This is a genomic window from Paludisphaera sp., from assembly GCF_037189885.1.
GTDB lineage: Bacteria > Planctomycetota > Planctomycetia > Isosphaerales > Isosphaeraceae > Paludisphaera.
Genome location: NZ_JBBCIR010000027.1, coordinates 26,579 through 49,097 on the forward strand (window position 1 = coordinate 26,579; position 22,519 = coordinate 49,097).

The window sequence follows — 22,519 nt, forward strand, 5'->3', positions numbered from 1 at the left end:
GCGGGACGGGGTGGGGTCGATACGAGACGGGGCCGGTCCGGGCCGGGTCGGATCGGTTCGCTTGCTTCAGGAGGCTCGCGCGGCCTCGGGGCGGCGGACGGGGACGCCGCGGGCGGCCAGGTAGTCCTTGACCTCGCGGATCGAGTGCTCCCTGTAGTGGAAGATGCTCGCCGCCAGCGCGGCGCTGGCCCCGGCGTCGGCCAGGGCGGCACGCAGGTGCTCGGGCGAGCCCGCGCCGCCGGAGGCGACGACGGGGATCGTCACGGCCTCGGCCACGGCGCGGGTCATCTCCAGGTCGTAGCCGTCCTTGGTGCCGTCGGCGTCCATGCTGGTCAGGACGATCTCGCCGGCGCCGAGGCGCTCGACCTCGCGGGCCCAGGCGACGGCCTCCAGGCCGGTGGGGATCCGGCCGCCGTTGATGTGCACCTCCCACGCCTCGCGGCCGTCGCGGTCGACGCGCTTCGGGTCGATGTTGACCACGACGCACTGGCTGCCGAACCTCCGCGCCGCCCTGCGGATCAGCTCCGGGTCGCGCACGGCGGCCGAGTTGATCGAGACCTTGTCGGCCCCGGCCTTCAGCAGCGCCCGCACGTCCTCGATCGAGCGCACCCCGCCGCCGACGGTCAGGGGCATGAAGCAGACCTCGGAGGTCCGGCGGACCACGTCCCAGAGGATCTCGCGCCCCTCGTGGCTGGCCGTGATGTCGAGGAAGACCAGCTCGTCGGCCCCCTCGTCGTCGTATCGCCGGGCCACCTCGACGGGATCCCCGGCGTCTCGCAGGTGCAGGAATTTGGTCCCCTTGACCACGCGCCCCTCGTTGACGTCGAGGCAGGGGATGATCCGCTTGGCCAGCATGGCGACCCCATCGCGGCGGCCGGCCGGCGAGGCGACCCGGCCCACGCGCCCGAACCGGCTTCGACATGTGCGGTTGCGTCCCGCCCCCGGGAAGGCGGCCGCAGTATTCTATAACACCCGCCGGGCCCGGCCTAGAGGGTCCCCGAAAGATCACGGATCGGCCCCCTCGCCCCGCGGACGCTCGCCGCCGGGGGCCGACCGAAAGGGGATGAAAGTCCGACAATCATCCCCAATTCGTCGACCGGGACGCGACGCGGCGGCCTTCGGCGGGGCCCCGCGTCGATCCGCGGTGGGTTTGGGGTGGACGCGCGGATTGTCCGATCGCTTTCGGCCTCGGATGGCCGCCAACGGGCCGCCCTTGGCGGCTCCGGCGTCTCCCGTTTGCGTCGCGATATCGGAGTCGATTCGAGACGTTAGAGTATGTGGATGACAGGATTTCAGCTATATAATGTGGCGGCGGCGCGGCGGGCCATGTTCGACTCCCGGAGGCGCGGCGGGCCTCGGCCGAACTCTCTATGCATATTTAGGAAATGGGGTTACGGCGACGCCTCGCCGGCCCTCGCCGCCGAGGGACACCCCGGCGCGCCGACGGTTTCGGCATGCCCCGAGGGGGGCCGCGTGGCACTTGTGTTAAACATTAATTCGCATTAATGATCCGGGAAAGCCTTTGCGTTTTGAGGATGAGAATCCCATTTTGGCATATCGCCGCGAGGGACCACGGGAGCCGTGAGAGGGCCCATCCCGGATTCGGGCCACGTCCCGTCGATTACGGGCGCAACGCGTCGTTGCGTCGCCCGCGCGGTTCAATGGAGTTTGACCGTTGTCGTTATCCACCCTTGAGTCCCGCATCCTCGCCCGCCTGGTCCTCTCCCTCATCGCCCTGACCGCCGCCTCGTGGCGGGTCGAAGCCCAGGAACAGTACTACTATCCGGCCACGGACGGCTCGACGACCGTTTACGCCGCTCCTACCTATATCTACCAGGCCGCCGAACCCACCCAGTACGTTCAGCAGCCCGCCGCCCCCCAGTATGTCTACCAGAGCGGGTACGCGGGCGTGCAGGCCGCGGAGGCCGCCCCGGTCGCCGAGGCCGCTCCGGCGCAGGCCCCGGCCGCCGGCTACGGCGACCCGTACGGGTTCACCGCCTGGCTGAACGGCATCCGCGCGTCCTACGGCCTGGGCGCGGTCGGCTACGATCCCAACCTGGCCAGCTGGGCCGCCATGAACAACGACCAGCAGGCCGCGCGTGGCCTGGGTCATCACGTGATGGGGCCGGCCCGTCGCCAGAACTCGGCGATGGGGGGCTTCCCCGGCATCGAGGCGATGTGGATGGCCTCGCCGGCCCACCGGGCCGCGCTGCTGGATCCCACGATCACCCTGATCGGGATCGCCGGCGCCGGCGCCTGGTGGACCTTCAACGCCAACTGACGCGACGTCCGCGTCCGATCGACCGATAACCGACGCGCCGATCGCGGGGGATGCCCCGACGCGGGGAACGTCCGCGCCGGGGGATTCGCCGGCCGATCGGCGTCGGCCCGTCCGGTCGCCTTCCTTACAGGAAGAAGGCGTCGCGGATCCCGGAGAGGATCGCCTGTTCGAGGACGGCGTCGCGGCCCCTGGGGATCCAGCCGTTGGCCACGGGCACGGGGCCGACGGTCTCTCGGGCGCGATTGACGGGGAAGTCGTTGTTGAACACGGCCCGGCCCATCGCCTGGCGGTCGGGCTTGACCATGTCCTCCAGCTCCTTGTGGACCTCCACCTTCACCAGGAAGCCGCCGCCGGGGGCGGGGTCGATCCTGACGACGGCGAACCGCCGGACCGTCTGGAGCGTCGCCTCGACGCGGTCGCCGAGGGTCTGGGTGTCGGCCAGCCAGGGCTCCAGGAGCGTGGCGCTGATCTTTGGATCGGTGACGATCTTCCGGGCGAGCCGGTTCTCCTCGGCGACGTTGAAGTAGCCCCCGACCTCGGCGACGGTCCGGTTCCAGACCATCTCGAAGTCGTCCACGGGGACGCGGAGCGGGTTCTCGGCGACGGGTTCGGGCGCGAGGATCCGCGTCACCCGGGTCGTCGGGATCCAGTTGGAGTGGCACCCCGCCGGCGCGAGCGCCAGGGCCAGCGCCCCGAGCACCCACGTCCCCTTCGCGACGTTCCGCGACTTGCGCATCATTCTGGGCCTCATCCTGCCTGGCCCGCCCGGCCCCGCGCGTGCGCGGGATCGCTCGGCGGGCTCGCGCCCCGGCGGCGTCCTTGCGTCCCTTATCTATCGGCGTCCCGTCCCCGCGATGGACATGAAAGGGGCGGGCCGGCCCCGGTGCGCGAGCGCGGCCGGGACGATGGACGGCGCATCCTGGCCGAACTTCGCGATTCGGGCAAGGCCGGATCTTCCCGTCGCGACGGTTGATCGTGAACTACGGTTGGGGGAGGAGCATACCGGGCCCACCGTCGAGACGTCACCAGATGAGGTTCGCCATGTACGCGGAGCGAGAATGGAGGAGGGACGCGCCGATGTCCGCGACCGCCGTGGAGCGCGGGGAGGAAGTCGGCGTGGGGGTCGGGATCGTCATGCGCGATCTCGCGGAGGAGACGGGAGAGGCGGCGGTGCATGATTTCGCCGCGGCCGTCGCGAGGGCGACCGACGCGGAGGAAGTCCACGAGGCGCTGGTCGCGGCCGTCCTGTGGGCCGGGGGCGCGTCGGCCCGGCTCTCGCGAGGGGACGAGCCCACCCCGGGGCGTCCCGCCATCCCCATCATGGCCGCGGGGGGGCGCTCGTGGGGCCGGATCGAGCCCGGGCGTTCGGCCGAGGCCGCGGCCGTCCGCCGGCTGGAGGCCATCGCGGCGATCGCCGCCTTGGCGTTCGACCGCCTGGAGCGCGCGACGTCTCCCCCCCCCTCGCCGGCGGCCGAAGGGCCGGCGCTCCACGACGCGACCCTGCTGAGCGCGGTGCTCCCCTTCGCGATCGGCCAGGCGCGGCGGCATGGCGAGCCGTTGTCGGTCCTCTTCCTGGCGATCGATCAGCTCCGGGGCGTCCGCATGCTGCTGGGCCCCGAGGAGGCCGACCGGCTGGTGTCGAGGGTCGGGCTCCGGGTCGCGAGCCTGCTCCGTTCCAGCGACCTCGTCGGCCGGCTGGACGACGACCGGCTGATGGCGATCCTCCCTCGCGCCGAGCTGGCCGCCGCCGCCCAGGTCGGCCGGAAACTCGCGCGAGCCGTCGCGGTCGACCCCGCCCTGTCCGGGCTCCCGCTGGACCTCAGCCTCTCGGTCGGCGCCGCCGAGCTGCCGGCCAGCGCCGAGACCATCGGCGGCCTGCTCGACGCGGCCGACGCCGCCCTGTCGGAGGCGCGACGACGCCCGGAGACGGCCGCGTTCCGGTCGTGACCCCGCCGCGACGGCGGGGCGTAGCGGCGGGCTGGTTCGATTTTCCGGCGACCGTCCGGATTCCCAGCGGCCGCCGGGGGAGATATATTGAACCCTCTCGCCGCGGGACCTGGCGCCCCCGCATCCCCGCCGCTCGCCTTAACCTCCGGACATCGCATGACTCTCGACCCCGCATCCTTGATCGCGCTCGGCAAGATCATCCTCTATGATCTAGTCCTCTCGGGAGACAACGCCGCGATCATCGGCCTGGCCGCCCACCGCCTGCCGGCCAAGCAGCGCAAGCAAGCCCTGATCTGGGGCTGCGGCATGGCGATCGCCATGCGGATCGCGTTCACGCTGATCGTCTACGAGATGCTGGGCGTGCCCGGGCTGCGGTTCGTCGGGGCGATCCTGCTGGTCTGGATCGCCTGCAAGCTCATGCAGGAGGAGGTCCAGTCGTCCGTCGACCCGGACGCCGCCCCGGCCACGCTGTTCAAGGCCATCCAGCGGATCGCGATGGCCGACTTCATCATGAGCCTGGACAACGTCCTGGCCATCGCCAGCGCGGCGGACACCTGGGAACAGATCGTCTTCGGGCTGATCGTCTCGATCATCATCCTGCTGTTCCTCAGCGCGGTGGTCACCGAGCTGATGCACCGCTATCGCTGGATCGCCTACGCCGCCGTGGCGCTCCTGGCGGCCGCGGCCGGCGAGATGATGGCGCATGACCTGCAGGAACTGTTCCACTACATCCAGAGGACGCGCAACCCGGCTTGGCCCGACTTCCCCGAGTGGGGGAGCTGGGCCCTTCGCGGCTTCCTGATCGTGCTGTGCCTCACCGTGAACTGGTGGGCCCCCGGCAAGCGGAAGACGGCCGAGCCGGTGGTGACTCCGGTCTCCGACGAGCCGACCGCCGAGCAGATCGATCGCTGATCCGGCCGGACCGGCCGACCTTCGAAACGAGAAACGCCCCGCGTCAACATCGGCGCGGGGCGTTTCTCGTTCGCGTTTCCCGGGGGTCGGCCCGCGGGTCAGGCCCGTCCTGGTGGCGATCGAGGATGGTGGCGTCCGCCGGTCGGATCCGAGCGGCGACGCCCACGCTGGGCGACTCTCACGCGGACGACGTCGATCCGGCCCGAGCGAGCCGGTCGGGCGTCGGCGCCGCGACGACGGGGGGGACGAGGGGGGGCCAGACGCCCCCCCAGCGAGCGCGAGACGAGGCGGGCTAGCCCGACGCTCGGGCCGTGCGTCCGGCCGGCTCCCTTGGCGGGGGGCGTCGTCCTCCCCGGCGGGAGACGCCGAGGGGTGGGCGAAGCCGCCGTCGCGGCGGGGGCGGCCGGCGCGGGCCGGGCCTCGGGATCATCCTCCGGCTCGTCGGCCGGCGCCTCGGCTTCGATCTCGTCCACCGGGGACTCGACTTCGGCCTCGTCCACCACCTCGATCTGGGCCTCGCTCCGGTCTTCGTCCTCGGCGATCCACTCCGCTTCGGTCGGCTCGGCGTCGGGCCGGGGCGCCTCGTCGGCGACGGCATCGGGGAGGGCCTCGGGGGCCCACGTCTCGACGAGTGCAGAGGGCGCGATGCCGTACCCCTCGTCGAAGGCTCCGGCGAGTGCAGAGGGCGCGATGCCGTACCCCTCGTCGGATTCCATGGGCTCCGCTTCGTCGCTGATGAAGGAGGCCGGCGAGATGACCTCGCTCGGCTCCGCTTCATGGGGCGACGCGGGCGTCGCGTCCTCGTGCGTCGTCGACTCGGCGGCCTCGGCCGCGGCGTCGGGCTCGACGTCGGCGGCGGGGGTCGCGTCGGACTCGATCCGGAGATCGGCCGCGGTCAGGGTCGTGGTCTGGGCTTCGGTCGGGGCTCCGGCCTCGGGATCGGAGGTCGAAGGCGCCGGCGCGTCGGCGTCGGTGTCGGCGGGCGCGGCCTGGACGTCGGCGCGGACGAACTTGCCCGGCCCGACGCGGATCCAGGTCGGCTCCGACGCGAGAGCCTCGGCCGCCTGCGCCGCCTTGCCTCGCTTCGCCTTCGCCCTGCGCTTGCGGGGCTTGGCGGGCGTGGGCTCGACGGCCTCGGGCGGCGCGGGAGGATCGACGACGACCTCGGGAGCCTCCCCGACAATCCCCCCCTCGACGCCGTCCGCGCGGGGCGGCGCGGCGTCCTCGGGGGGCGCGGGGGGGGCTTCCCTGGGCGTCGTCGCCTCGTCGGCCGGCCGGGGCGACCGGGGCGCGGCGAAGATCAGGACCATGGCCGCCATGTAGACCGGGACCAGCCAGGCCGAGATCGTGGCCACCACCAGGCTCGTCACCGCCGTCAGGATCACCAGGCCGATCAGGCCCCACGCCTTCCCCGCGCCCGGCCGGACGGATCCGGCCTGCTCAAGGACGAGGGGGGGGGCGTGGCGGCCGTCGGCGACCCGGTCGGCTCGTGACCGTGGCCAGGCGTGGCGCTGGGTCGAAGTCTCGTTCAAGGCCGGACCATCCTGCATGACGACGCCGACGCGGGACCCTCGGTCGCCAGGGTTTCCCCAGGCGTCGCGGGCCGTCGAGCCGGCAAGGTTTCCTCGTCCCGATCGTTCGTCGCGGGGCCGGCGGGACGCCTCGCGACGCCCCCCGGTCCCCTTACCGTTGATCGGCCCTCCCGCGGGGTCGATTGACGTTTTCGAAGCCCCCCACGCCGTCGCGTCGAGGCGCCGATGCGCGGAATGCGGACATCCGGCCCAGCCGCGAAGGCTTGCCGCGCGTCGGCCTCGGATCGACCGATTCCGATGCATCTCGGCGGCCTCCCCCGCGCGGGCGGGACCGGGTACGATGTCGGGACGCGAGACCGACGGGATACGACATCGAAAGGACGCCGCGCGATGGCCCAGACGACCCGGACCTTCCTGGCGATCGACGTCCCCCCGAACGTGGCCGAACGGCTCACGAAGCTGCAACACAAGCTCGCCCCGTCGGTGCCCGCCTTCCGATGGGTGGACTCGACCCCGTTCCACCTGACCCTCGCCTTCCTCGGCGACGTCCCGTTCGCCGAGCTGAACGAGGTCTGCGAGTCCGCCCGTCAGGCCGCGCGCGCCTGCAAGCGGTTCGAGGTGCAGGTCGTCGGCCTGGGCGCCTTCCCGAAGCCCGAACGGCCCCGCGTCGCCTGGGCGGGCTTCGGCGGGCCGGGCGTCGAAGCGCTCGCCGCGCTGCACCGCGAGGTCGTCGCCAACCTCCGCCGGATCGGCCGTCCCCCGGAGGACACGCGATTCACCCCCCACGTGACGCTCGGCCGCCTGAAGGCCGGCGTCGGCCGCGGCAAGGCCCCCTCCCCCGCGCCGGATCTCTCCGCAATCGTCGCCGACCACCGCGAATGGTCCCCGGGCACGATGTTCGTCGGCGAGGTCGTCGTCTACTCCTCCACCCTGACCCCCGAAGGCCCCACCTACGCCGCGCTCGCCCGGGCCCCCCTGGCCTCCGCGAAAGCCCGCTCCCAGGCTTGACCCGCGGGGGCCGTCATGATACAGTAGTGTCCGCGTGTACAGAACATTGCCGAGCATGAAGGAGCCGAGGTCGTGGCGAAGCGACAGGGTGCAACCGAGGCGAAGGCGGCGCCGGCGACCGCCGAGGCGAAGGCGCTGAACACGGCCATCAGCCAGATCGAGAAGGCGTTCGGCGCCGGCTCGATCATGAAGCTCGGCGAGGGGAGTCACCTGGAGGTCGAGGGGATCTCGACCGGCGCCCTGTCGCTGGACCTGGCGCTGGGGGGCAAGGGCCTGCCGCGGGGCCGGATCGTGGAGCTGTTCGGGCCGGAGTCCAGCGGCAAGACGACGATCGCCCTCCAGACGATCGCCAACGCCCAGAAGACCGGCGTGGCGGCGTTCATCGACGCCGAGCACGCGCTGGACCCCTCCTGGTGCAAGCGGCTGGGGGTGGACATCGAGGCCCTGCTGGTGAGCCAGCCGGGGAGCGCCGAGGAGGCGTTGCAGATCGCCGAGATGCTGGTGATGTCCAACGCGGTCGACATCGTGGTGATCGACTCGGTCGCCGCGCTGGTGCCCAAGGCGGAGATCGAGGGGGAGATCGGCGACAGCCACGTCGGCCTCCAGGCCCGGCTGATGAGCCAGGCGCTGCGGAAGCTGACCGGCGGCGTCTCGCGGTCGAAGTGCGTCCTGATCTTCATCAACCAGATCCGCGAGAAGATCGGCGTGATGTTCGGCAGCCCGGAGACCACGCCGGGAGGCCGGGCGCTGAAGTTCTATAGCTCGTGCCGCATCGACGTCCGGCGGATCGGGCCGGTGAAGGACGGCGAGGAGATCGTCGGGTCGCGGGTGAAGGTGAAGGTGGTCAAGAACAAGGTCGCGCCGCCGTTCCGCACCTGCGAGTTCGACATGATGTACACCCACGGCGTCTCGCGCGAGGGGGACGTCCTCGACATGGCCCTGGCCGACAAGCTCGTCGAGAAGTCGGGCTCGTGGTTCAACTACGGCGACCTCCGGCTGGGCCAGGGGCGCGAGAAGGCGAAGGACTACCTGCGCGACAATCCCGCCGTCGCCGAGGAGATCGCCGCCAAAGTCATGGCCAGCCGCGCCGGCCACCTGGCCGCCGCCGCCAACGGCCCCCCCGTCGACGAGGACGAGGACGAGCCGCCGTTGGACTTGTGACGCCGGCGTGAGAAGGGGCGATTCACGGCCGTCCGCGCGGTGGCGGGGTCAGTTCGCCCCCATCGCGCGCGACGGCCTCGCCGCGCCGGGGGCGACGGGGAGGCAGAGCAGGACGCGCGACTCGGAGGTCAGCGGGACCAGGACGCCCGGCTTGGAGTCGGCCGGGACGAGGGCCTTGATGAGCCCGTGGACGCTGGAGGCGCCTTCGGGCGCCCGCAGGATCGCGTGGACGCCGGCGGACAGGACGGCCTCCGGGGGATGCTCGGCACCCAGGCCACCGGACAGGTGGATCTCGCCGTCGGGCCGCATGTCGAACGCCAGCCCCAGCCCGCCGAACTCGACCTCGGCCTTGCGCGGGTCGATCCGACCGTGGCGCGAAGACGGCCGGAACTTCATCTCGCTGGCCAGCGCCGACAGCAGGTCGACGCCGACGCTCCCCGGGCCGGCGGTGAGCCTCCCTCTCGCCTCGATCCACCCGGGCCCCTGCCCCGGCCTGTCGCCCCATCGGGCCGACTCCACCGCCACCCGCGCCGAGCCGGCCAGCCGGTGGCTCGGGAACCGAGAGGAGACGACCGACGCCAGGTCGACGTCGTGCAAGTCGCCCGCGAACTCCCCCTCCCAGGGGCCGTTCCCGGCCTGACGCAGCGTCAGCTTGCCGTCGACGCGGGCCTTCGGGCCGATCCAGTCCGAGGCGTCCAGGAAGACGTCGAGGACGCGGCCGGGGAGCGGCTGCCCTTCCATGGTCTTCATGACGAGCGTCGTGACGACCGGATCGACGCGGCGGTCGCGCGCCAGGGTCATCTCGCAGCGCGTCCGCGCGGCGGAGTCGATCAGGCGGTACGCCGCCTTGACCGTGGGCCCGGCGGCGTCCGACGACAGCGACGCCACGAGGTCGCCGGCCTGGAACGCGAGGCCGGGGCCCAATTCGACGCGGCAAGACGAGCTGGTCAGGTCGACGCGATCGTAAGGCACCTCGCCCGAGCGCTGGAGGAAGCCGCCGAGCCGCGCCATGGCCTCGGCCGGGCCGTCGCCGCGCAGGGACAACTCCTCGGCGTGGACGACCAGGTCGCGGCCGGAGGGGACCAGGCGCAGCGACTTCGCCCGCGCGATCTCGGCCAGCTCCTTCCCGCGGGGCTCCTCCTGCCGGAGGACGATCCCGCGGTAGAGGGCCTCGCCGGGGCGTGGATAGACGACGCTTTCCAGCGTCACCTGCAACCCCAGCGCGCGGCCGAGCGTGATCTCGACGTCGCGGACGTGCCCCGGCCGGTTGATGCGCCAGGCGTGCAGGGCCGTGTACGCCGTCGGGATCATCGTCAGGGCGACCATCGCCGCCGTCGCCAGCCCCTGTCGGGCCGGTCGCGAAAGGGGGATCATCCCTGCCTCCCTCGTCTCGGAACGGACGCGCCGGGGAACCCCGGCGGTCTCCCCGATTCCTTCGGGGGACGCCGGCCGACGCGGTATGTTCCCTCTATCGAACGACCCGGCGGCGGGAATCCAGCCTCCGGACGCGACGCCAATCCGGACCGTGCCGGATTTACGGATGGGGGCGATCGGCCCAGGTCGCGAGCTTCTCGCGGTTCAGCGCGTGCACCGCGGCCATCGTCGCCTTGAGCGAATCCAGGCTGGAGCCGTCGTAACGCTCCAGGAGCGCCGCGGCGATCTCGAAGCCGACGACGTTCTCGACGATCACGCTCGCCGCCGGCACGGCGCAGACGTCCGACCGCTCGTAGGTCGCGGGCGATTGGGACTTGGTCGCCATGTTGACCGAGGGCCCGCGGCTCGCCAGCGTGCTGATGGGCTTCTTCGCCGCGCGGATCACGATGGGCTCGCCGTTGGACGTGCCCCCCTCGATCCCCCCCGCGTTGTTGGTCGGGCGTCGGAAGCCGTAGCGGCGGTCGTCGGCGTCGTGGTCGGGGTCGTATCGGATCGGGTCCATGACGTTCGACCCAAGTCTGCGCCCGGCCTCGAAGCCCAGGCCGATCTCCACCCCCTTGATCGCCTGGATGCCCATCACGGCGCACGCGAGGCGGGCGTCGAGGCGGCGGTCGGGCTGCACGTGGCTCCCCAGGCCGATCGGGCAGCCGGTGACGATCGTCTCGATGACGCCGCCGAGGGTGTCGCCGGCCTCCCGGGCCGCGTCGATCGCCGCGACGATGGCGGCGTCGGCCTCCGGGTTGAGCGTGTAGACCGGGCTGGCGTCGCGCGTGGCGATGTCGCGCGACAGCGGCGGGGCGACGATGCCCCCCAGCTCCGCGACGTAGCCGAAGACGTGGATGCCGACCTCGCGGAGCACCAGCCTCGCCATCGCGCCGGCCGCGACGCGCACGGCCGTCTCTCGGGCGCTGGCGCGTTCGAGCACCTGGCGGATCCCGGTCTGATAGCTGATCGATCCCGCCAGGTCGACGTGGCCGCCACGCGGGGCGGTCGGCTCGGCCAGGCGTTCCAGCTTCGCGTCGTTATTGATGAGCCGCAGCGTGATCGGCGCGCCGGTGCTCACGCCGCGGAACGTCCCGGAATCGATGAAGACGCGGTCGGTCTCCAACTTCTGGCGCTTCCCCCGGCCGTACCCCCCCTGCCGCCGCTCCAACTCGCGGTCGATGAACGCCTTGTCGAGCGGCACCCCGGCGGGGAAGCCCTCCACGATCGCGGTCAGGGCCGTTCCGTGCGATTCACCGGCGGTCAGCATGCGGAGCATGGTCGGGGTCTTTCGGTCGTTCGTCGGCTTGAGGTTCAGCGCCAGGGGAACGGGCGGCCGGTCAGGCGCTCGTAGGCGTCGATGTACCGCGAGCGGGTGCCGGCCACGACGTCCGCCGGCAGCTCGGGGGGCTCGCTGGCCTTGTCCCAGCCGGTCGTCTCGAGCCAGTCGCGGACGTACTGCTTGTCGAACGAGGGCTGCGCGCCGCCGGGCCTGTAGGTCTCGACGTCCCAGTACCGCGAGCTGTCCGGCGTCAGCACCTCGTCGATCAGCAACAGCTCGCCGGTGCGATCTTCGAAGCCCCATTCGAACTTGGTGTCGGCCAGGATGAGCCCCCTGGAGAGGGCCAGCTCGGCGCCCCTGGAGTAGACCTCCAGGCTGACGTCGCGGAGCGTCCCGGCGACCTCCGCGCCCAGGGCGTCCGCCATCACGTCGAACGAGACGTTCTCGTCGTGGCCGGTCTCGGCCTTGGTGGCGGGGGTGAAGATGGGCTCGGGGAGGCGATCGCTCTCGACCAGCCCGGCCGGGAGGGAGACGCCGCAGACGGAGCCCGATTGCCGGTACTCCTTCCAGCCCGACCCGGACAGATACCCCCGGACGACGCACTCGAACGGGGCGACCCGCGCCTTGCGGACGAGCATCGCCCGCCCGCGGAGGCTTGTCCTGGCCGCGTCGTCGAGCGCGACGGGGAAGTCGTCCACGTTCGTGGAGATCAGGTGGTTCGGGACGCCGAGGAGGCCGAACCAGTATTCGCTGAGGCTGGACAGGACGCGGCCCTTGTCCGGGATGGGCGTGGGGAGGACCCAGTCGAACGCGCTGATGCGATCCGAGGCGACCAGCAGCAGCCGGTCTCCCAGGTCGTACACGTCGCGGACCTTGCCTTGCTTCCTGGGGAGCCCATCGAGCCCCGTCGCCGAGATTGCCACGTCCGCCTCCGCCCGACATCCGTTCATCAACGCAACCCGATGAATGTAATCGATGCCGCTCGCGGAAACAAGATCGGCCGGGGGGCGCCTATTGCTCACCGATTGCCCGGCGCGCCCAGAGGCGGGCGATTCGCGCCGATGACCTCAATGAAGCGGTCCAGGAAGGCCCGGAAGCTGGGCATGTCGATTTTTCGCCAGTCGATCGCGCCCGCCTCCACCAACGCGAGGAGGTCGTCGCGCGAAGGCGACCGACCAATTGTTGAGAGCCGCTGCGCCAACTCATCCTTCAGGGCGTTGGGGGAGCCATCGTTGCCAGATCTCTCTTCAAGTCCGCCGCACCCGTGGGCGTGATGATGAAGCGCGCACAGGAGCCATGCCTCCGACTTGGGCCTCGGGATCATGGGCACGCCGGTCGCCAGGCCTTCGGCGGCAAACCCGTCGAGCATCGATTTCCGCTTGGATTCCCAATCGCCACGTTCGGCGGAGCATGTCCCGTCGGAGTCGCGGAACAGGATGACGACGACCTCTATCCCGCCAGGATCCATTCCTTGTTTCGTCTTCGCGATCCTCGCCAGAGCGCGAGCATTCTGATAGAACGCGGTCGTCTCCTGTTCGTGCTTCTTGCCGGCGAAGCGAGGGGTTCGCCACTGGCCTTTCACCAAGATCGACTTCGGCGCGAGCCCCCAGCAATTGACGTACTCGGTGAGCCGAAAGCCGAAGTGGTGCTCGACGATCGAGGCAATCATCAGTGCCAGCGGGCCGGGGAGGAACTGATCGCCCTCCGAGAGCTCGCCGGCTCGCAGGCCGGTTCCCAGGTCGGTGGCCCCTTCGCCACTGAGGAGGAGGTACATCGTCAGAAGGCCCCGGAGATGGCGTCGATCTCCTCTCCGAGCCGGAGCAGATCCGTGTCAACGAAGGCCTCTCCAGGCCCCATGAAGCGGAGCTTTTCGCCGATCGACGGGATGTCGAAGAACGGGATCGAGCGGGTGATCCCGTCGGCCTTCTTGTAGATGTACAGCACGCTCTCCTTGGCTACCTCGTCCTCGAGGTAATTTAGGATCATGGGGCTGTGCGTCGTGACGACGATCTGCTTGGGGGCCTGGACCAGCGAATCCATCACGAGTTCAACCAACTCCGGGTTGATGCCGTTCTCGATCTCGTCGAACAGCGCGACCGGATGCCGCGACTGGAGTTCGGCGAACACGGCCAGCACGCGTAGGAGGCCGTCGTTGATGTGGCGGGCCTCCGTGGCCAGAGGGCCCTCGAAGAGATGGCCCGGCGACGTCGTCTCGTAATCCTCGAGGATCTCGAGCTGCTTCCACCCCGCCTGGAGCTGCGTGGTGACTAGTTCATTAAGGCGGGGGTAAGCCTTCCGCATCCGCTCGACGAGAGCCTTGCGCTCAACTTCCGACATCTCATGAATCAACGCGGATAGATTTCTGCCCCCCGCCCCGAGCGTCCCGGAAGCCTCGCGGGCTCGGCGTCGCAATTCGTTCGGCGACAATTGGTCCAGCGCTTGAATCCCGGCGATCAGTCCTTTTAGTTGGAGGATCTCGGCGGGAAGCAGTTCTTCCCTGATCTGGGAGAGGATCGAGCCCTCATAGACGAAGCTGATCCGTTCCGTCTGAGGCTCGGCCCCGGGTTTATGGATCGTCACCTCGCGGTCGCCCACGGTCGAGAGGGTCCAGCCGCCGATATCAACCGACTCGTCGCGGCAGGCGTTGACGCCAGGATCGTACCGACCCCTCCAGTGCCCCACGAGGGTTTGACTCGCATCGACAAACTTCACCTTGAAGTCGATGGATTCCGACCGTCCGGACAAGCGAGACAGGAGATCTCGCGATTTCCATCCTCGTTCGTCGAACCATGGATCCAGTCCATCCCTAACGACGAGCCTGGAGAGGAAGTCCAGGCATTGGAGGATGGTCGACTTCCCCGCGCCATTAAGGCCGATCAGGCAGGTGAATTTCGGGAGGTCGAGCGAGAAGTCGACGAGCGACTTGAAGTTGTCGACCTCCATTCGACTAATCCGCATCATGGCCCATGACTCCCGAGACCCGGCTGATCGCTCGGATCCAGGATAACATCCGGATGGAGCCCGAGGAATCGAAGAAGGCGCGAGCGGTATCGTTCGGCGATCTTCGATGGGGCGACAACACGGCCCCCGGGGCGTCTCGCGACGCGCCGGGGGCCTTGGGGGCGATCGAATCGGCCGGGGACGCTCAGCGACCCGACCTGCTCCTGGCCTTCGGCAGGTCTTGCGCGGCCGCCGCCCTCTCCTCGTCGGCGACGGCCCGATCCTCGGCTGCCGCCGCGGAGTGCTGGTCGGCGCTCAGGGGGGGGGCCTCGCCGGGGTTCTTGAGATAGCCAGGCCCTTCTTCCCCGCCGCAGCCGAGGCAGAGGGCGAGCGCCGCCGCCACGACGGCGGCCATGGTGAGACGATTCAAGGTGTTCACGGTCGATGTTCCTTGGCGTGAGGTCGGCCCCGCCGGTCGTCCCGGCGGGGCCGGGCGGGTCAGAACTCGTCGGAGCTGAGGACTTCGCCGTCGTCGATGACGGTCAGCTTCCGGAACGTCGTCGGGTTGACCGAGTTCTTGATGAACCGCACCGAGCCGTCGCCCAGCAGGGCGTTCACGCCCCCGGGGTGGGGCCCGCCGAACTGGTGGCGCCAGAGGGTCGAGCCGGTGTTCGGGCTCGAGGGGGTGGAGCAGGCCCCGTTCAGCGCGGGGGACTGATGGTCCGAGATCGGGAAGAAGTGCCAGCGGATGCAATCCTCGTCCCAGCCGCTGTTCTGCCAGCGCTCGTTGTCCCCGCCGTCGTTCCCCTGCCTCGTGGTCGGCAGGCTCTTCTCCGCGAAGACGATCGAGTTGGACAGGCCGTCCTTGAAGTCGCCCCAGTAGCGCTTGGCGCCCTTGCCGGACCAGACGATCGCGCCCTTGTAGCCGGCGCGGTCGCCGCGGTTGATCCCGCCGCTGGCCGGCGAGCGGATCCCCAGGGACGGGGCCATCCCGTTGGGGGCGGCCGGGATGAAGTCGTCCCCGCCGCAGCTGATGTAAGGGCCCTGGCGGAACCCGGCGCTGCCGGCGTAGTCGATCCGGCTGGTCGGCGGGTTGGAGCCGTAGACCGAGTTCGTGCGGCGGGTCGGGCAGAGGAAGCCCGGGACCACCGTCGCGGCGATCTGCACCTCGTTGTTGTACGCCAGGCGGGCGTCGCTGGCGTCCGGCTCCATCGAGAAGTTGGCCAGGTTGTAGAGCGGCTGCTGCTCCATGTACGGCAGGATCTTGAAGAAGTGGTTCCAGCCGTTGGGGTGCGCGGCGTTGCAGCAGACGTCCACGCTGCTCTGGTCGTACTGCGTCAGGTTGAACTTGGGAGCCCCGTCGTAGGGCCCCTGGGGCAGGTGCCCGTTGGATGATTCGAAGTTGGCGACGCCCAGCCCCATCTGCTTCAGGTTGTTCGTGCACTGGGCGCGGCGGGCGGCCTCGCGGGCGGATTGGACGGCCGGCAGCAGCAGCGCGATCAGCACGGCGATGATCGCGATCACGACGAGCAGCTCGATGAGGGTGAAGGCCGAGCGCCGCGTCCGGTCAAACTGAGGCGAAATCACTTGATTCGTCTCTCTGATCCGCGATGCCTTCCGCTCCCGTCACGCGACGGTTGGAAAGGCCTCGCTGGTCTCCGAGTAGTGGGAGGAGCCCATATGATGTCTTCCTCATGTGAGAAGATCAAGGGCGGGAATCGACGTTTCGGTTGGTATTTTTCTGGCGCGGGCGTCGATTTTATAAGCCCTGTATAGGAAGCGTCTTGGGAGGATTCCGGGGAGGCGGTCGATGTTGCGGTCGGTATTTTTTTGACGGCACCGTCAATTCCGTGGGAGGGCCGATCGGCGGCCGTCGCGAGGGGAGTCGAGGCGCGACGCCGGCGATTCGGTCGGTATTTTTTTGACGGCGCCGTCGGAGTCGCGGGCGGGCCGCGAGGCGCTCAGAGTAGATGAAATCGAGGGGCCGAATTGACGATTCGGTCGGTATTTTCCCGACGGCATCGTCGGCTTCTCGTCGTCGGGTTGCATGGCGCGGATCGCGGCCTCACAATGTGGGCCTTCACGGGCCTGGATTCGGGCGGCGACACCGGAGGCGAGACATGGCTGAGTACCGGGGTGCGAGTCGGCGAGGGTTCCTCAAGGGCGTCGGCGCGGCGTGCGCGTTCCCGCTGGTGATGACGGGCCGGTCGCGCGGGGCGTGGGCGCCGTCGGAGCGGATCCGGCTGGGATTCGTGGGGGTCGGCCGCCAGGGGACGGCGAACCTGAAGGAGCTGCTGAAGCGGCCGGGCGTCGAGGTCGTCGCGCTGGCGGACGTGGACGCGAACCACGTCGCTGGGGCCGCGAAAGTCGTCGAGAAGGCCGGCGGCGACGCCGCGGTCTTCCGCGACTACCGCAAGATGCTGGAAGACCCCTCCATCGACGGCGTCGTCGTCTCCACGCCCGACCACTGGCACGCCCTGGCCACCATCGACTCCTGCCTTGCGGGCAAGGACGTCTACTGCGAGAAGCCCCTGACCCTCACCGTCGCCGAGGGGCGTCGCATGGTCGAGGTCGCCCGCGCGACCGGGCGCGTGATCCAGACCGGCAGCCAGCAGCGCTCGGACGGGAACTTCCGCCTGGCCTGCGAGCTGGTCCGCGGCGGCCGGCTGGGGAAGATCTCCGAGGTCCGGACGCTCCTGCCGCGGGTCAACTTCGACGGCCCGCCCGTCGCCGATTCCGCGGCCCCGGCCGAGCTGGACTACGAGACCTGGCTCGGCCCCGCCCCCGAGCGGCCGTACAACGCCAAGCGGGTCCACTACCTGTTCCGGTTCTTCTGGGACTACTCCGGCGGGCAGATGACCAACTTCGGGGCGCACCACCTGGACATCGCCCAGTGGGGCCTGGGCCGCGACGACTCCGGGCCGGTCGCGATCGAGGCGACCGCCACGTTCCACGAGGGGGGCTGGTACGAGGTCGCCGAGACCAGCCGCATCGAGTACACATATGACGACGGCGTGAAGCTCGTCTGCCTCCAGGGGGAGGGGAAGGGCCGATCGGTCGAGTTCGAGGGCGAGCGCGGGACCATCGGCGTCTGGCGCGGGGGGATCGAGGCCAGCGACCCCGAGATCCTCAAGGCGCGGGAAGGCGAGGGGCGCGTGCCGCTGTACGTCAGCGACGACCACCACCAGAACTGGCTGGACTGCGTCAAGTCGCGCGAGAAGCCGATCTGCGACGTGGAGATCGGCCATCGCTCGGCGACGGTCTGCCACCTGGGGAACATCGCGATCCGCTCCGGCCGCAAGATCGCCTGGGATCCCGCCGCCGAGACGATCCCCGACGACGCCGAGGCCGCCGCGATGCTCTCGCGGCCCTATCGCAGCCCGTGGAAGCTCCCGGAAGCTCCGGCAGGGTCCTGAGCCTCCGGAAGAAAAGCGGCCGAGGGGGGCGTGGGGCCCCCTCGGCCGGGACGACCGGGACCAGGCGGCGTCATCATTCGGGGGTCGTCGCGGGCGTCGCCCCGGCCTCGGCGGGCGTGGCGGGGGCTTCGGTTTCGGCTTCGGGTTTCGGCGGGGCCTCGACGTTGAAGTCGAGGGATTCGGAGCCGCCGGGGGGGATGGTCACGGTGAGGGCCGTGCGATCCATGGAGGCGAGGTCGGCGGGCATCTCCTCGGTCGCGGTCGCGACGGCCGGGTTGGGGGTGAAGCCGCTCCGATCGGCGAGGCCGAGGACCACCCCGTCGGTGGAGATCAGCCGGCTGAGCGTCACCTTGTACGTCCCCGGGACGGCCCCGGGTCGGGCGGCGGTCTCCAGGGTGTAGCGGCCCTCCTCGTCGGTCTCGCCGTGCGCGGGGGCCCAGGAGCCGGAGAACAGGGCGATGACCACGCCCGGCGCCGGCTTGCCGTCGACCCGGACGACGCCCGAGGCCGGGACGAGGTTCTCGAGCTGGGCCAGGCGGTCCCCGATCTCGTCGACGGGCTCGCCGTCGCCGCAGCCCGGGGACGCGACGGCGGCGGCGAGCAGGCAGGCCGCGATCCCGGCGCGGATCATCGGCGGGCCCCCTTCCCGTCGGCCTCGGCCTGCTGGGAGGCCCCCTGCTTCAGTTCGAAGTCGCGCTCGAGGCCGCCGGAGACGACCTCGACGTCGAACTCGGCCTTGCGCGACGCCGCGGGGGGCTTGCGCTTCCTGCCGCCCTGGCCGCCGGCGCGCTTCATCTCGCGGAGCATGATCGGGTCGTCCTTGAAGGCCTCCTCCACGGAGGCGTCGACCTCGACGTCGGGGGTCTCGTCGTCGGGGATGACGAGCACCTTGTACTTGCCGAGCGCCAGGCCGTCGCGGTCGCGGAACCGGGCGACGAAGACGCCGGAGGAGTCGGTCGTCGCGCCGCCGGGGGTCTGGTAGGAGTTCCCCGGGTCGGGGAGGAAGGAGACGGAGGCACCGGAGACGAAGCCGCCGTCGCGGGTGACCTTGCCGGTGACGGGGACCAGCGGGTAGGAATCCTCGGGGTCGCCGCAACCGGCGAGCGCGAGGGGTGCCAGGAGGGCGAGGCGTCGGGCGATCTGCAGCGGGCTCATTGGGGGCTCCCGGGATGGGGGCGGGGCGGCGCGGCCTCGCGGCCCGCCGCCCCGCGTTGTCGAAGGTCCAGGTTCCCGCGGATCAGAGGGAGTCGGCGCTGACGACTTCGCCGCCGGCCATCGTGGCCGCGGCCCACCAGGTGTAGGGGCTGATGGAGTTCTTGATGAACCGGACGCTGCCGTCGGCCATGAGCATGTTCACGCCGCCGCCGTGCCGGCTGGAGTAGACCCAGGCGTAAGGGGCCCGCCGGCCGAACGCGCTGGCGGCCGGATAGAGGTAGCCCGACACGCCGTTGGGCATGTACGGAAGCACGTCGGACGACGTGGGGGGGACGATCCGGCCCTGGACGGCCGTGTGGGTCCCGGAGCCCCAGTAGGGCCCGAACCGCGGGGGCGAGCCGGCGGCCCCCTGGTCGTACTTCGCGACGCCGTTGAGCGACTCCCCGCCGAGGAACGTGTTGCTCGTCCCGTCGGTGATCGCCGAGATCGTCGTCGCCAGGTCGATGAAGAACGGCCCCCGCTGGGCGCTGTTCGGGCTGAAGGTGTTCGACCCGCTGCCGGGGCAGTAATAGTCGGTGTAGATGGTCGTGTTCACCTGGTAGTTCGACCGGCGGGCGCTGATGCGGCGGTAGGGCCACGTCGGCGAGGTGTTCGTGTCGGTCGCCAGGTCGGGCTCGATGTCGCTGGGGCACCAGAGCGAGGAGATCATCGTGGAGACGACCGTGGTGTTGACCAGATCCGACCCGACGACGACGGTGTTCCCGCCCGCGCCGAAGTTGGTGTTGTTCGAGGCCTGGCTGTAGTTATAGGCGTTGGCCAGGGCGGTCTGCTCGAAGTAAGGCAGGATCAGGGCGAAGACCGTGGTGTTGAGGACCCGGCCTCCGGGGTTGGTGTAGAGGCAGCTCCCGGAGAAGATCTTTGGGGGCGGGAATGCCCCGACCGAACTCTCGTAGTTGTGCATCGCCAGGCCCATCTGCTTCAGATTGTTGACGCATTGGGCGCGGCGGGCGGCCTCGCGCGCCGCCTGGACCGCGGGCAATAGCAGGGCGATCAGCACGGCGATGATCGCGATGACCACCAACAACTCGATCAGCGTGAAGCCACTTCGAACGCGGCGGGGGGACGGGCTGGTCGTCACGGGGCGCTCCTTGACTGAAGAAGGGACGCGGGGACCGTGGCGCCGCGCGGGAGATCGCGACGCAAGGAGGGACGGCCCATGAAAGCGAAGTGCGAAAGCGTGCTCAAAAATAGGCCACCGACGGCCCGTCCACAATTCAATATCCGACATCCCTTTTCCAATTTTCGGTCGATGGCGCGCTTCGCCGCTCGCGAGCCCCGAATCGGGATGGCGAGCCGGAGGTCCCGTCGGATTGGCCCCCCGTGGAGGGGGCTCCGTCCGGGGGAACCGGGGGGCGGGAGGCGTCGTGGGGCGCGGGTCCCCAACGCGGGAGGATGAGATGGAAGCCGTCTCGCGGCGGTGGCGGCCCCGGGCGGTCGAGGCGGCCCGGGGGCCGGACGCGTGGGATGGTCCTGGCCGGGACGGCGAGGGGACAGACGCGGGTCGATCGAGGGGAACCCCGCCCCGGGCCGGAGGCCGGCGGGGCGGGGCGGGGCGGGCGGGATGGCCGGGCGGGCGAGCCCGGCCTCGTGGGGTCAGGGGCGGGAGGCGGTCTTGGCGACCTCCGGCTTGATGACGAAATCGATCGCGCCGCCCTTGCCGGCGACCTCGATGTCGAAGGTGAACTCCGTGCCCGCGTCGGGGACGATGGGGCCCTTCTTCGACTTCTTCGCGGCCGCCGGGGCGCCCGACCCCGCGCCGCTGGAGAGGGCGGCCATGAACGGGTCATCCTTGAACGCCTCGCTGGCCTCCGAGGGGAGCGGGGCGGACGGGGGCTCGCCCGCGGCGCGGCTGATGACGACGTGGTACTTGCCCGGGACGGCGCCGTTGCGCTCGTCGGAGATCAGCCTGTAGTGGCCGTCCGCGTCGGTGACGGCCTCGCCGGGCAGGACGACGGCGTTCGAGGGGTTCGGGCTGAACTGGACGGCGGCGTGGCTGACGGGCTTGCCCTCCATCGTGACGGTCCCGGTGACCGTCACGAGGGCGGGGCCCGAGTCGCATCCGACGGTGGCCGCGGACGCCGCGGCCATGAACAGGGCCGCGGCGAGCGAGCGGGATCGGTTCCGGGGCATCGTGGACTCCTTGGCGTGCGGGGGCGGGCGCGAGGAGAGTCGCGCGGACCGGGTGGTGGACGGCCGGCTCAGAAGGAATCCGAGCTGACGACCTCGCCGTTGCCGAGCGTGTTGATGGCGAACCAGGTCGACGGGTTGACGGAGTTCTTGATGAACTTCACGCTGCCGTCGGCGAAGGCGGCGTTGATGCCGCCGGCGTGCTGGCTGCTGATCGCCCAGGCGTAGCCCAGCCGCCGGGGGTTGTTCGCGAACTGCGTCACGGTCGCCGGGCCGTTGGGCATCGTGGACGACCAGTTGACGCTGTAGGAGGCCGTGTTGAGCGGGTTGGCGTCGTAGACGATCGCGTGGGTGGAAGTCCAGAGCCCCTGGCCCCAGTACGGGCCGTAATCGCTGTTGGTCTTCTGCTGGACCGACTCCATCACCAGCAAGGTGTTGCTCAGGCCGTCGCTGACCGAGGAGATCTTGGCGGCGACGTCGGTGCCGGAGAAGATCCCGCCGTCGCGCGGGGTCGCGCCCCCCTGCCAGCGGCCGTTGTAGGCCTCGTAGTAGCGCCCGCACGGCAGGACGTAGTTGCCGCGGGCCGATAGGAATCCGTTGTAAGGGCCGATGGCCGTCGCGGCGGTGGGGTTGCGGGGGGCGATCGGGGCGTCCGAGGGGCAGAGGTAGGCCGCCAGGTTCGCCGAGGTCACCGTCGTGTTGGCCAAATACGAGGTCGCCCCGCCGACCGGGTTGGTGTTGGGGGCGGCGTTCGTCGCCGGGCAGGAGGGGAGGCTGTAGTTGTACGCGTTGGCCATCGTCCCCTGCTCGATGTACGGCAGGATCAGGACGAACGCGGTCGTGTTGAGCACCAACCCCTGGTTCCCCGGGTCGTTGGAAGGCATGGCCCCGGCCGTGGCCGAGTAGAGCTTCGCCGGCGGGAACGAGGTGGTCGAGCTCTCGTAGTTGTGCATCGCCAGCCCGATCTGCTTCAGGTTGTTGACGCACTGGGACCGGCGGGCGGCCTCGCGCGCCGCCTGGACGGCGGGGAGCAAGAGGGCGATGAGGACGGCGATGATCGCGATGACCACCAACAGCTCGATCAGCGTGAAGCCGCTTCGTGCGCGGCGAGGGCATGGGACGGTCGTCACGGAGGCGCTCCTCGGCTGAGAAGAAGGGACGCGAGGGCCGGGCGCCGCGTGGGAGGTCGCGACGTTGGGAGGGACGGCCCAGGAGGGGGAGATGCAATGCGTGCTCAAAAATAGGCCACGCATGGGCCGCCCACAATGCAATATCCGACATC

General features: G+C 70.5%; 21 protein-coding genes. 6 read left to right on the plus strand and 15 right to left on the minus strand.

From position 1 onward, the window contains the following. Positions 1-66: 66 nt before the first annotated feature. A complete protein-coding gene (hisF, locus tag WG209_RS10290) occupies positions 67-855 on the minus strand; it encodes an imidazole glycerol phosphate synthase subunit HisF (RefSeq protein ID WP_337174947.1) in 789 nt (262 codons plus the stop codon). An 820-nt stretch (positions 856-1,675) separates the two neighbouring features. Here hisF and WG209_RS10295 point away from each other — a divergent pair. Continuing rightward, the gene (locus tag WG209_RS10295) at positions 1,676-2,281 is read left to right on the plus strand and encodes a CAP domain-containing protein (RefSeq protein WP_337174948.1); all 606 of its coding nucleotides are present in this window, start codon (positions 1,676-1,678) and stop codon (positions 2,279-2,281) included. Between the two features lie 124 nt (positions 2,282-2,405). Here the strand turns inward: WG209_RS10295 and WG209_RS10300 are convergent, their stop codons facing one another. Beyond that, complete coding sequence (locus WG209_RS10300) at positions 2,406-3,020, minus strand: hypothetical protein (RefSeq protein WP_337174949.1); 615 nt, start codon at positions 3,018-3,020, stop codon at positions 2,406-2,408. A 338-nt stretch (positions 3,021-3,358) separates the two neighbouring features. Between WG209_RS10300 and WG209_RS10305 the strand changes: the two genes are divergently transcribed. Further along, positions 3,359-4,228 carry a GGDEF domain-containing protein gene (locus WG209_RS10305; protein WP_337174950.1) on the plus strand — a complete coding sequence of 290 codons (870 nt, stop codon included), beginning with the start codon at positions 3,359-3,361 and terminating at the stop codon, positions 4,226-4,228. A 156-nt stretch (positions 4,229-4,384) separates the two neighbouring features. Continuing rightward, complete coding sequence (locus WG209_RS10310) at positions 4,385-5,140, plus strand: TerC family protein (RefSeq protein WP_337174951.1); 756 nt, start codon at positions 4,385-4,387, stop codon at positions 5,138-5,140. A 98-nt stretch (positions 5,141-5,238) separates the two neighbouring features. Here WG209_RS10310 and WG209_RS10315 read toward each other — a convergent pair whose 3' ends face one another. Next, positions 5,239-6,672, minus strand: coding sequence for a hypothetical protein (locus tag WG209_RS10315; protein WP_337174952.1), 1,434 nt, complete (start codon positions 6,670-6,672; stop codon positions 5,239-5,241). Between the two features lie 390 nt (positions 6,673-7,062). Here WG209_RS10315 and thpR point away from each other — a divergent pair, with 390 nt between their 5' ends. Continuing rightward, on the plus strand, positions 7,063-7,680 hold the full coding sequence (gene thpR / locus WG209_RS10320; RefSeq protein ID WP_337174953.1) for an RNA 2',3'-cyclic phosphodiesterase: 618 nt from the start codon (positions 7,063-7,065) through the stop codon (positions 7,678-7,680). A gap of 72 nt (positions 7,681-7,752) precedes the next feature. Next, positions 7,753-8,841 carry a recombinase RecA gene (gene recA, locus WG209_RS10325; RefSeq protein WP_337174954.1) on the plus strand — a complete coding sequence of 363 codons (1,089 nt, stop codon included), beginning with the start codon at positions 7,753-7,755 and terminating at the stop codon, positions 8,839-8,841. A 48-nt stretch (positions 8,842-8,889) separates the two neighbouring features. Here recA and WG209_RS10330 read toward each other — a convergent pair whose 3' ends face one another. The 7 genes from WG209_RS10330 to WG209_RS10360 all read right to left on the minus strand — a co-directional run bounded on the left by WG209_RS10330 (position 8,890) and on the right by WG209_RS10360 (position 16,066). Further along, positions 8,890-10,215: a hypothetical protein gene (locus tag WG209_RS10330; protein WP_337174955.1), complete on the minus strand. Its 1,326-nt coding sequence runs from the start codon at positions 10,213-10,215 to the stop codon at positions 8,890-8,892. Between the two features lie 160 nt (positions 10,216-10,375). Further along, complete coding sequence (gene aroC, locus WG209_RS10335) at positions 10,376-11,536, minus strand: chorismate synthase (protein WP_337174956.1); 1,161 nt, start codon at positions 11,534-11,536, stop codon at positions 10,376-10,378. A 35-nt stretch (positions 11,537-11,571) separates the two neighbouring features. Beyond that, entirely contained in the window at positions 11,572-12,462 is an 891-nt protein-coding gene (locus tag WG209_RS10340) for a phosphoribosylaminoimidazolesuccinocarboxamide synthase (protein ID WP_337174957.1), read from the minus strand. 95 nt (positions 12,463-12,557) lie between these two features. Then, positions 12,558-13,313: a hypothetical protein gene (locus tag WG209_RS10345; RefSeq protein WP_337174958.1), complete on the minus strand. Its 756-nt coding sequence runs from the start codon at positions 13,311-13,313 to the stop codon at positions 12,558-12,560. A gap of 2 nt (positions 13,314-13,315) precedes the next feature. Further along, positions 13,316-14,500, minus strand: a complete 1,185-nt coding sequence (locus tag WG209_RS10350; protein ID WP_337174959.1) for an AAA family ATPase — start codon at positions 14,498-14,500, stop codon at positions 13,316-13,318. A gap of 184 nt (positions 14,501-14,684) precedes the next feature. Then, positions 14,685-14,918: a hypothetical protein gene (locus WG209_RS10355; RefSeq protein ID WP_337174960.1), complete on the minus strand. Its 234-nt coding sequence runs from the start codon at positions 14,916-14,918 to the stop codon at positions 14,685-14,687. A gap of 59 nt (positions 14,919-14,977) precedes the next feature. Then, positions 14,978-16,066, minus strand: a complete 1,089-nt coding sequence (locus WG209_RS10360) for a DUF1559 domain-containing protein (protein WP_337174961.1) — start codon at positions 16,064-16,066, stop codon at positions 14,978-14,980. A gap of 533 nt (positions 16,067-16,599) precedes the next feature. On the opposite strand from WG209_RS10360, the gene WG209_RS10365 reads away from it, so the two are divergent. Then, positions 16,600-17,895 carry a Gfo/Idh/MocA family oxidoreductase gene (locus tag WG209_RS10365; RefSeq protein ID WP_337174962.1) on the plus strand — a complete coding sequence of 432 codons (1,296 nt, stop codon included), beginning with the start codon at positions 16,600-16,602 and terminating at the stop codon, positions 17,893-17,895. Between the two features lie 73 nt (positions 17,896-17,968). On the opposite strand, the gene WG209_RS10370 is transcribed toward WG209_RS10365, so the two are convergent. The 5 genes from WG209_RS10370 to WG209_RS10390 form a co-directional block, all read right to left on the minus strand. Next, positions 17,969-18,526: a hypothetical protein gene (locus WG209_RS10370; RefSeq protein ID WP_337174963.1), complete on the minus strand. Its 558-nt coding sequence runs from the start codon at positions 18,524-18,526 to the stop codon at positions 17,969-17,971. After that, complete coding sequence (locus WG209_RS10375) at positions 18,523-19,050, minus strand: hypothetical protein (protein WP_337174964.1); 528 nt, start codon at positions 19,048-19,050, stop codon at positions 18,523-18,525. The genes WG209_RS10370 and WG209_RS10375 overlap by 4 nt, the downstream gene beginning before the upstream one ends. 82 nt (positions 19,051-19,132) lie before the next feature. Then, positions 19,133-20,188 carry a DUF1559 domain-containing protein gene (locus tag WG209_RS10380; protein WP_337174965.1) on the minus strand — a complete coding sequence of 352 codons (1,056 nt, stop codon included), beginning with the start codon at positions 20,186-20,188 and terminating at the stop codon, positions 19,133-19,135. A gap of 515 nt (positions 20,189-20,703) precedes the next feature. Continuing rightward, complete coding sequence (locus WG209_RS10385; RefSeq protein ID WP_337174966.1) at positions 20,704-21,240, minus strand: carboxypeptidase-like regulatory domain-containing protein; 537 nt, start codon at positions 21,238-21,240, stop codon at positions 20,704-20,706. A 68-nt stretch (positions 21,241-21,308) separates the two neighbouring features. Beyond that, positions 21,309-22,367 carry a DUF1559 domain-containing protein gene (locus tag WG209_RS10390; protein WP_337174967.1) on the minus strand — a complete coding sequence of 353 codons (1,059 nt, stop codon included), beginning with the start codon at positions 22,365-22,367 and terminating at the stop codon, positions 21,309-21,311. Positions 22,368-22,519: the final 152 nt, after the last annotated feature.

Bases quoted from the DNA above. Each gene is read 5' to 3' on its own strand.
- hisF (WP_337174947.1), bottom strand. From the start codon at position 855: ATGCTGGCCAAGCGGATCATCCCCTGCCTCGACGTCAACGAGGGGCGC.
- WG209_RS10305 (WP_337174950.1), top strand. From the start codon at position 3,359: ATGTCCGCGACCGCCGTGGAGCGCGGGGAGGAAGTCGGCGTGGGGGTC.
- WG209_RS10365 (WP_337174962.1), top strand. From the start codon at position 16,600: ATGGCTGAGTACCGGGGTGCGAGTCGGCGAGGGTTCCTCAAGGGCGTC.
- WG209_RS10345 (WP_337174958.1), bottom strand. From the start codon at position 13,313: ATGTACCTCCTCCTCAGTGGCGAAGGGGCCACCGACCTGGGAACCGGC.
- WG209_RS10385 (WP_337174966.1), bottom strand. From the start codon at position 21,240: ATGCCCCGGAACCGATCCCGCTCGCTCGCCGCGGCCCTGTTCATGGCC.
- WG209_RS10330 (WP_337174955.1), bottom strand. From the start codon at position 10,215: ATGATCCCCCTTTCGCGACCGGCCCGACAGGGGCTGGCGACGGCGGCG.
- WG209_RS10310 (WP_337174951.1), top strand. From the start codon at position 4,385: ATGACTCTCGACCCCGCATCCTTGATCGCGCTCGGCAAGATCATCCTC.
- aroC (WP_337174956.1), bottom strand. From the start codon at position 11,536: ATGCTCCGCATGCTGACCGCCGGTGAATCGCACGGAACGGCCCTGACC.
- WG209_RS10350 (WP_337174959.1), bottom strand. From the start codon at position 14,500: ATGATGCGGATTAGTCGAATGGAGGTCGACAACTTCAAGTCGCTCGTC.
- thpR (WP_337174953.1), top strand. From the start codon at position 7,063: ATGGCCCAGACGACCCGGACCTTCCTGGCGATCGACGTCCCCCCGAAC.
- WG209_RS10300 (WP_337174949.1), bottom strand. From the start codon at position 3,020: ATGATGCGCAAGTCGCGGAACGTCGCGAAGGGGACGTGGGTGCTCGGG.
- WG209_RS10370 (WP_337174963.1), bottom strand. From the start codon at position 18,526: ATGATCCGCGCCGGGATCGCGGCCTGCCTGCTCGCCGCCGCCGTCGCG.
- WG209_RS10375 (WP_337174964.1), bottom strand. From the start codon at position 19,050: ATGAGCCCGCTGCAGATCGCCCGACGCCTCGCCCTCCTGGCACCCCTC.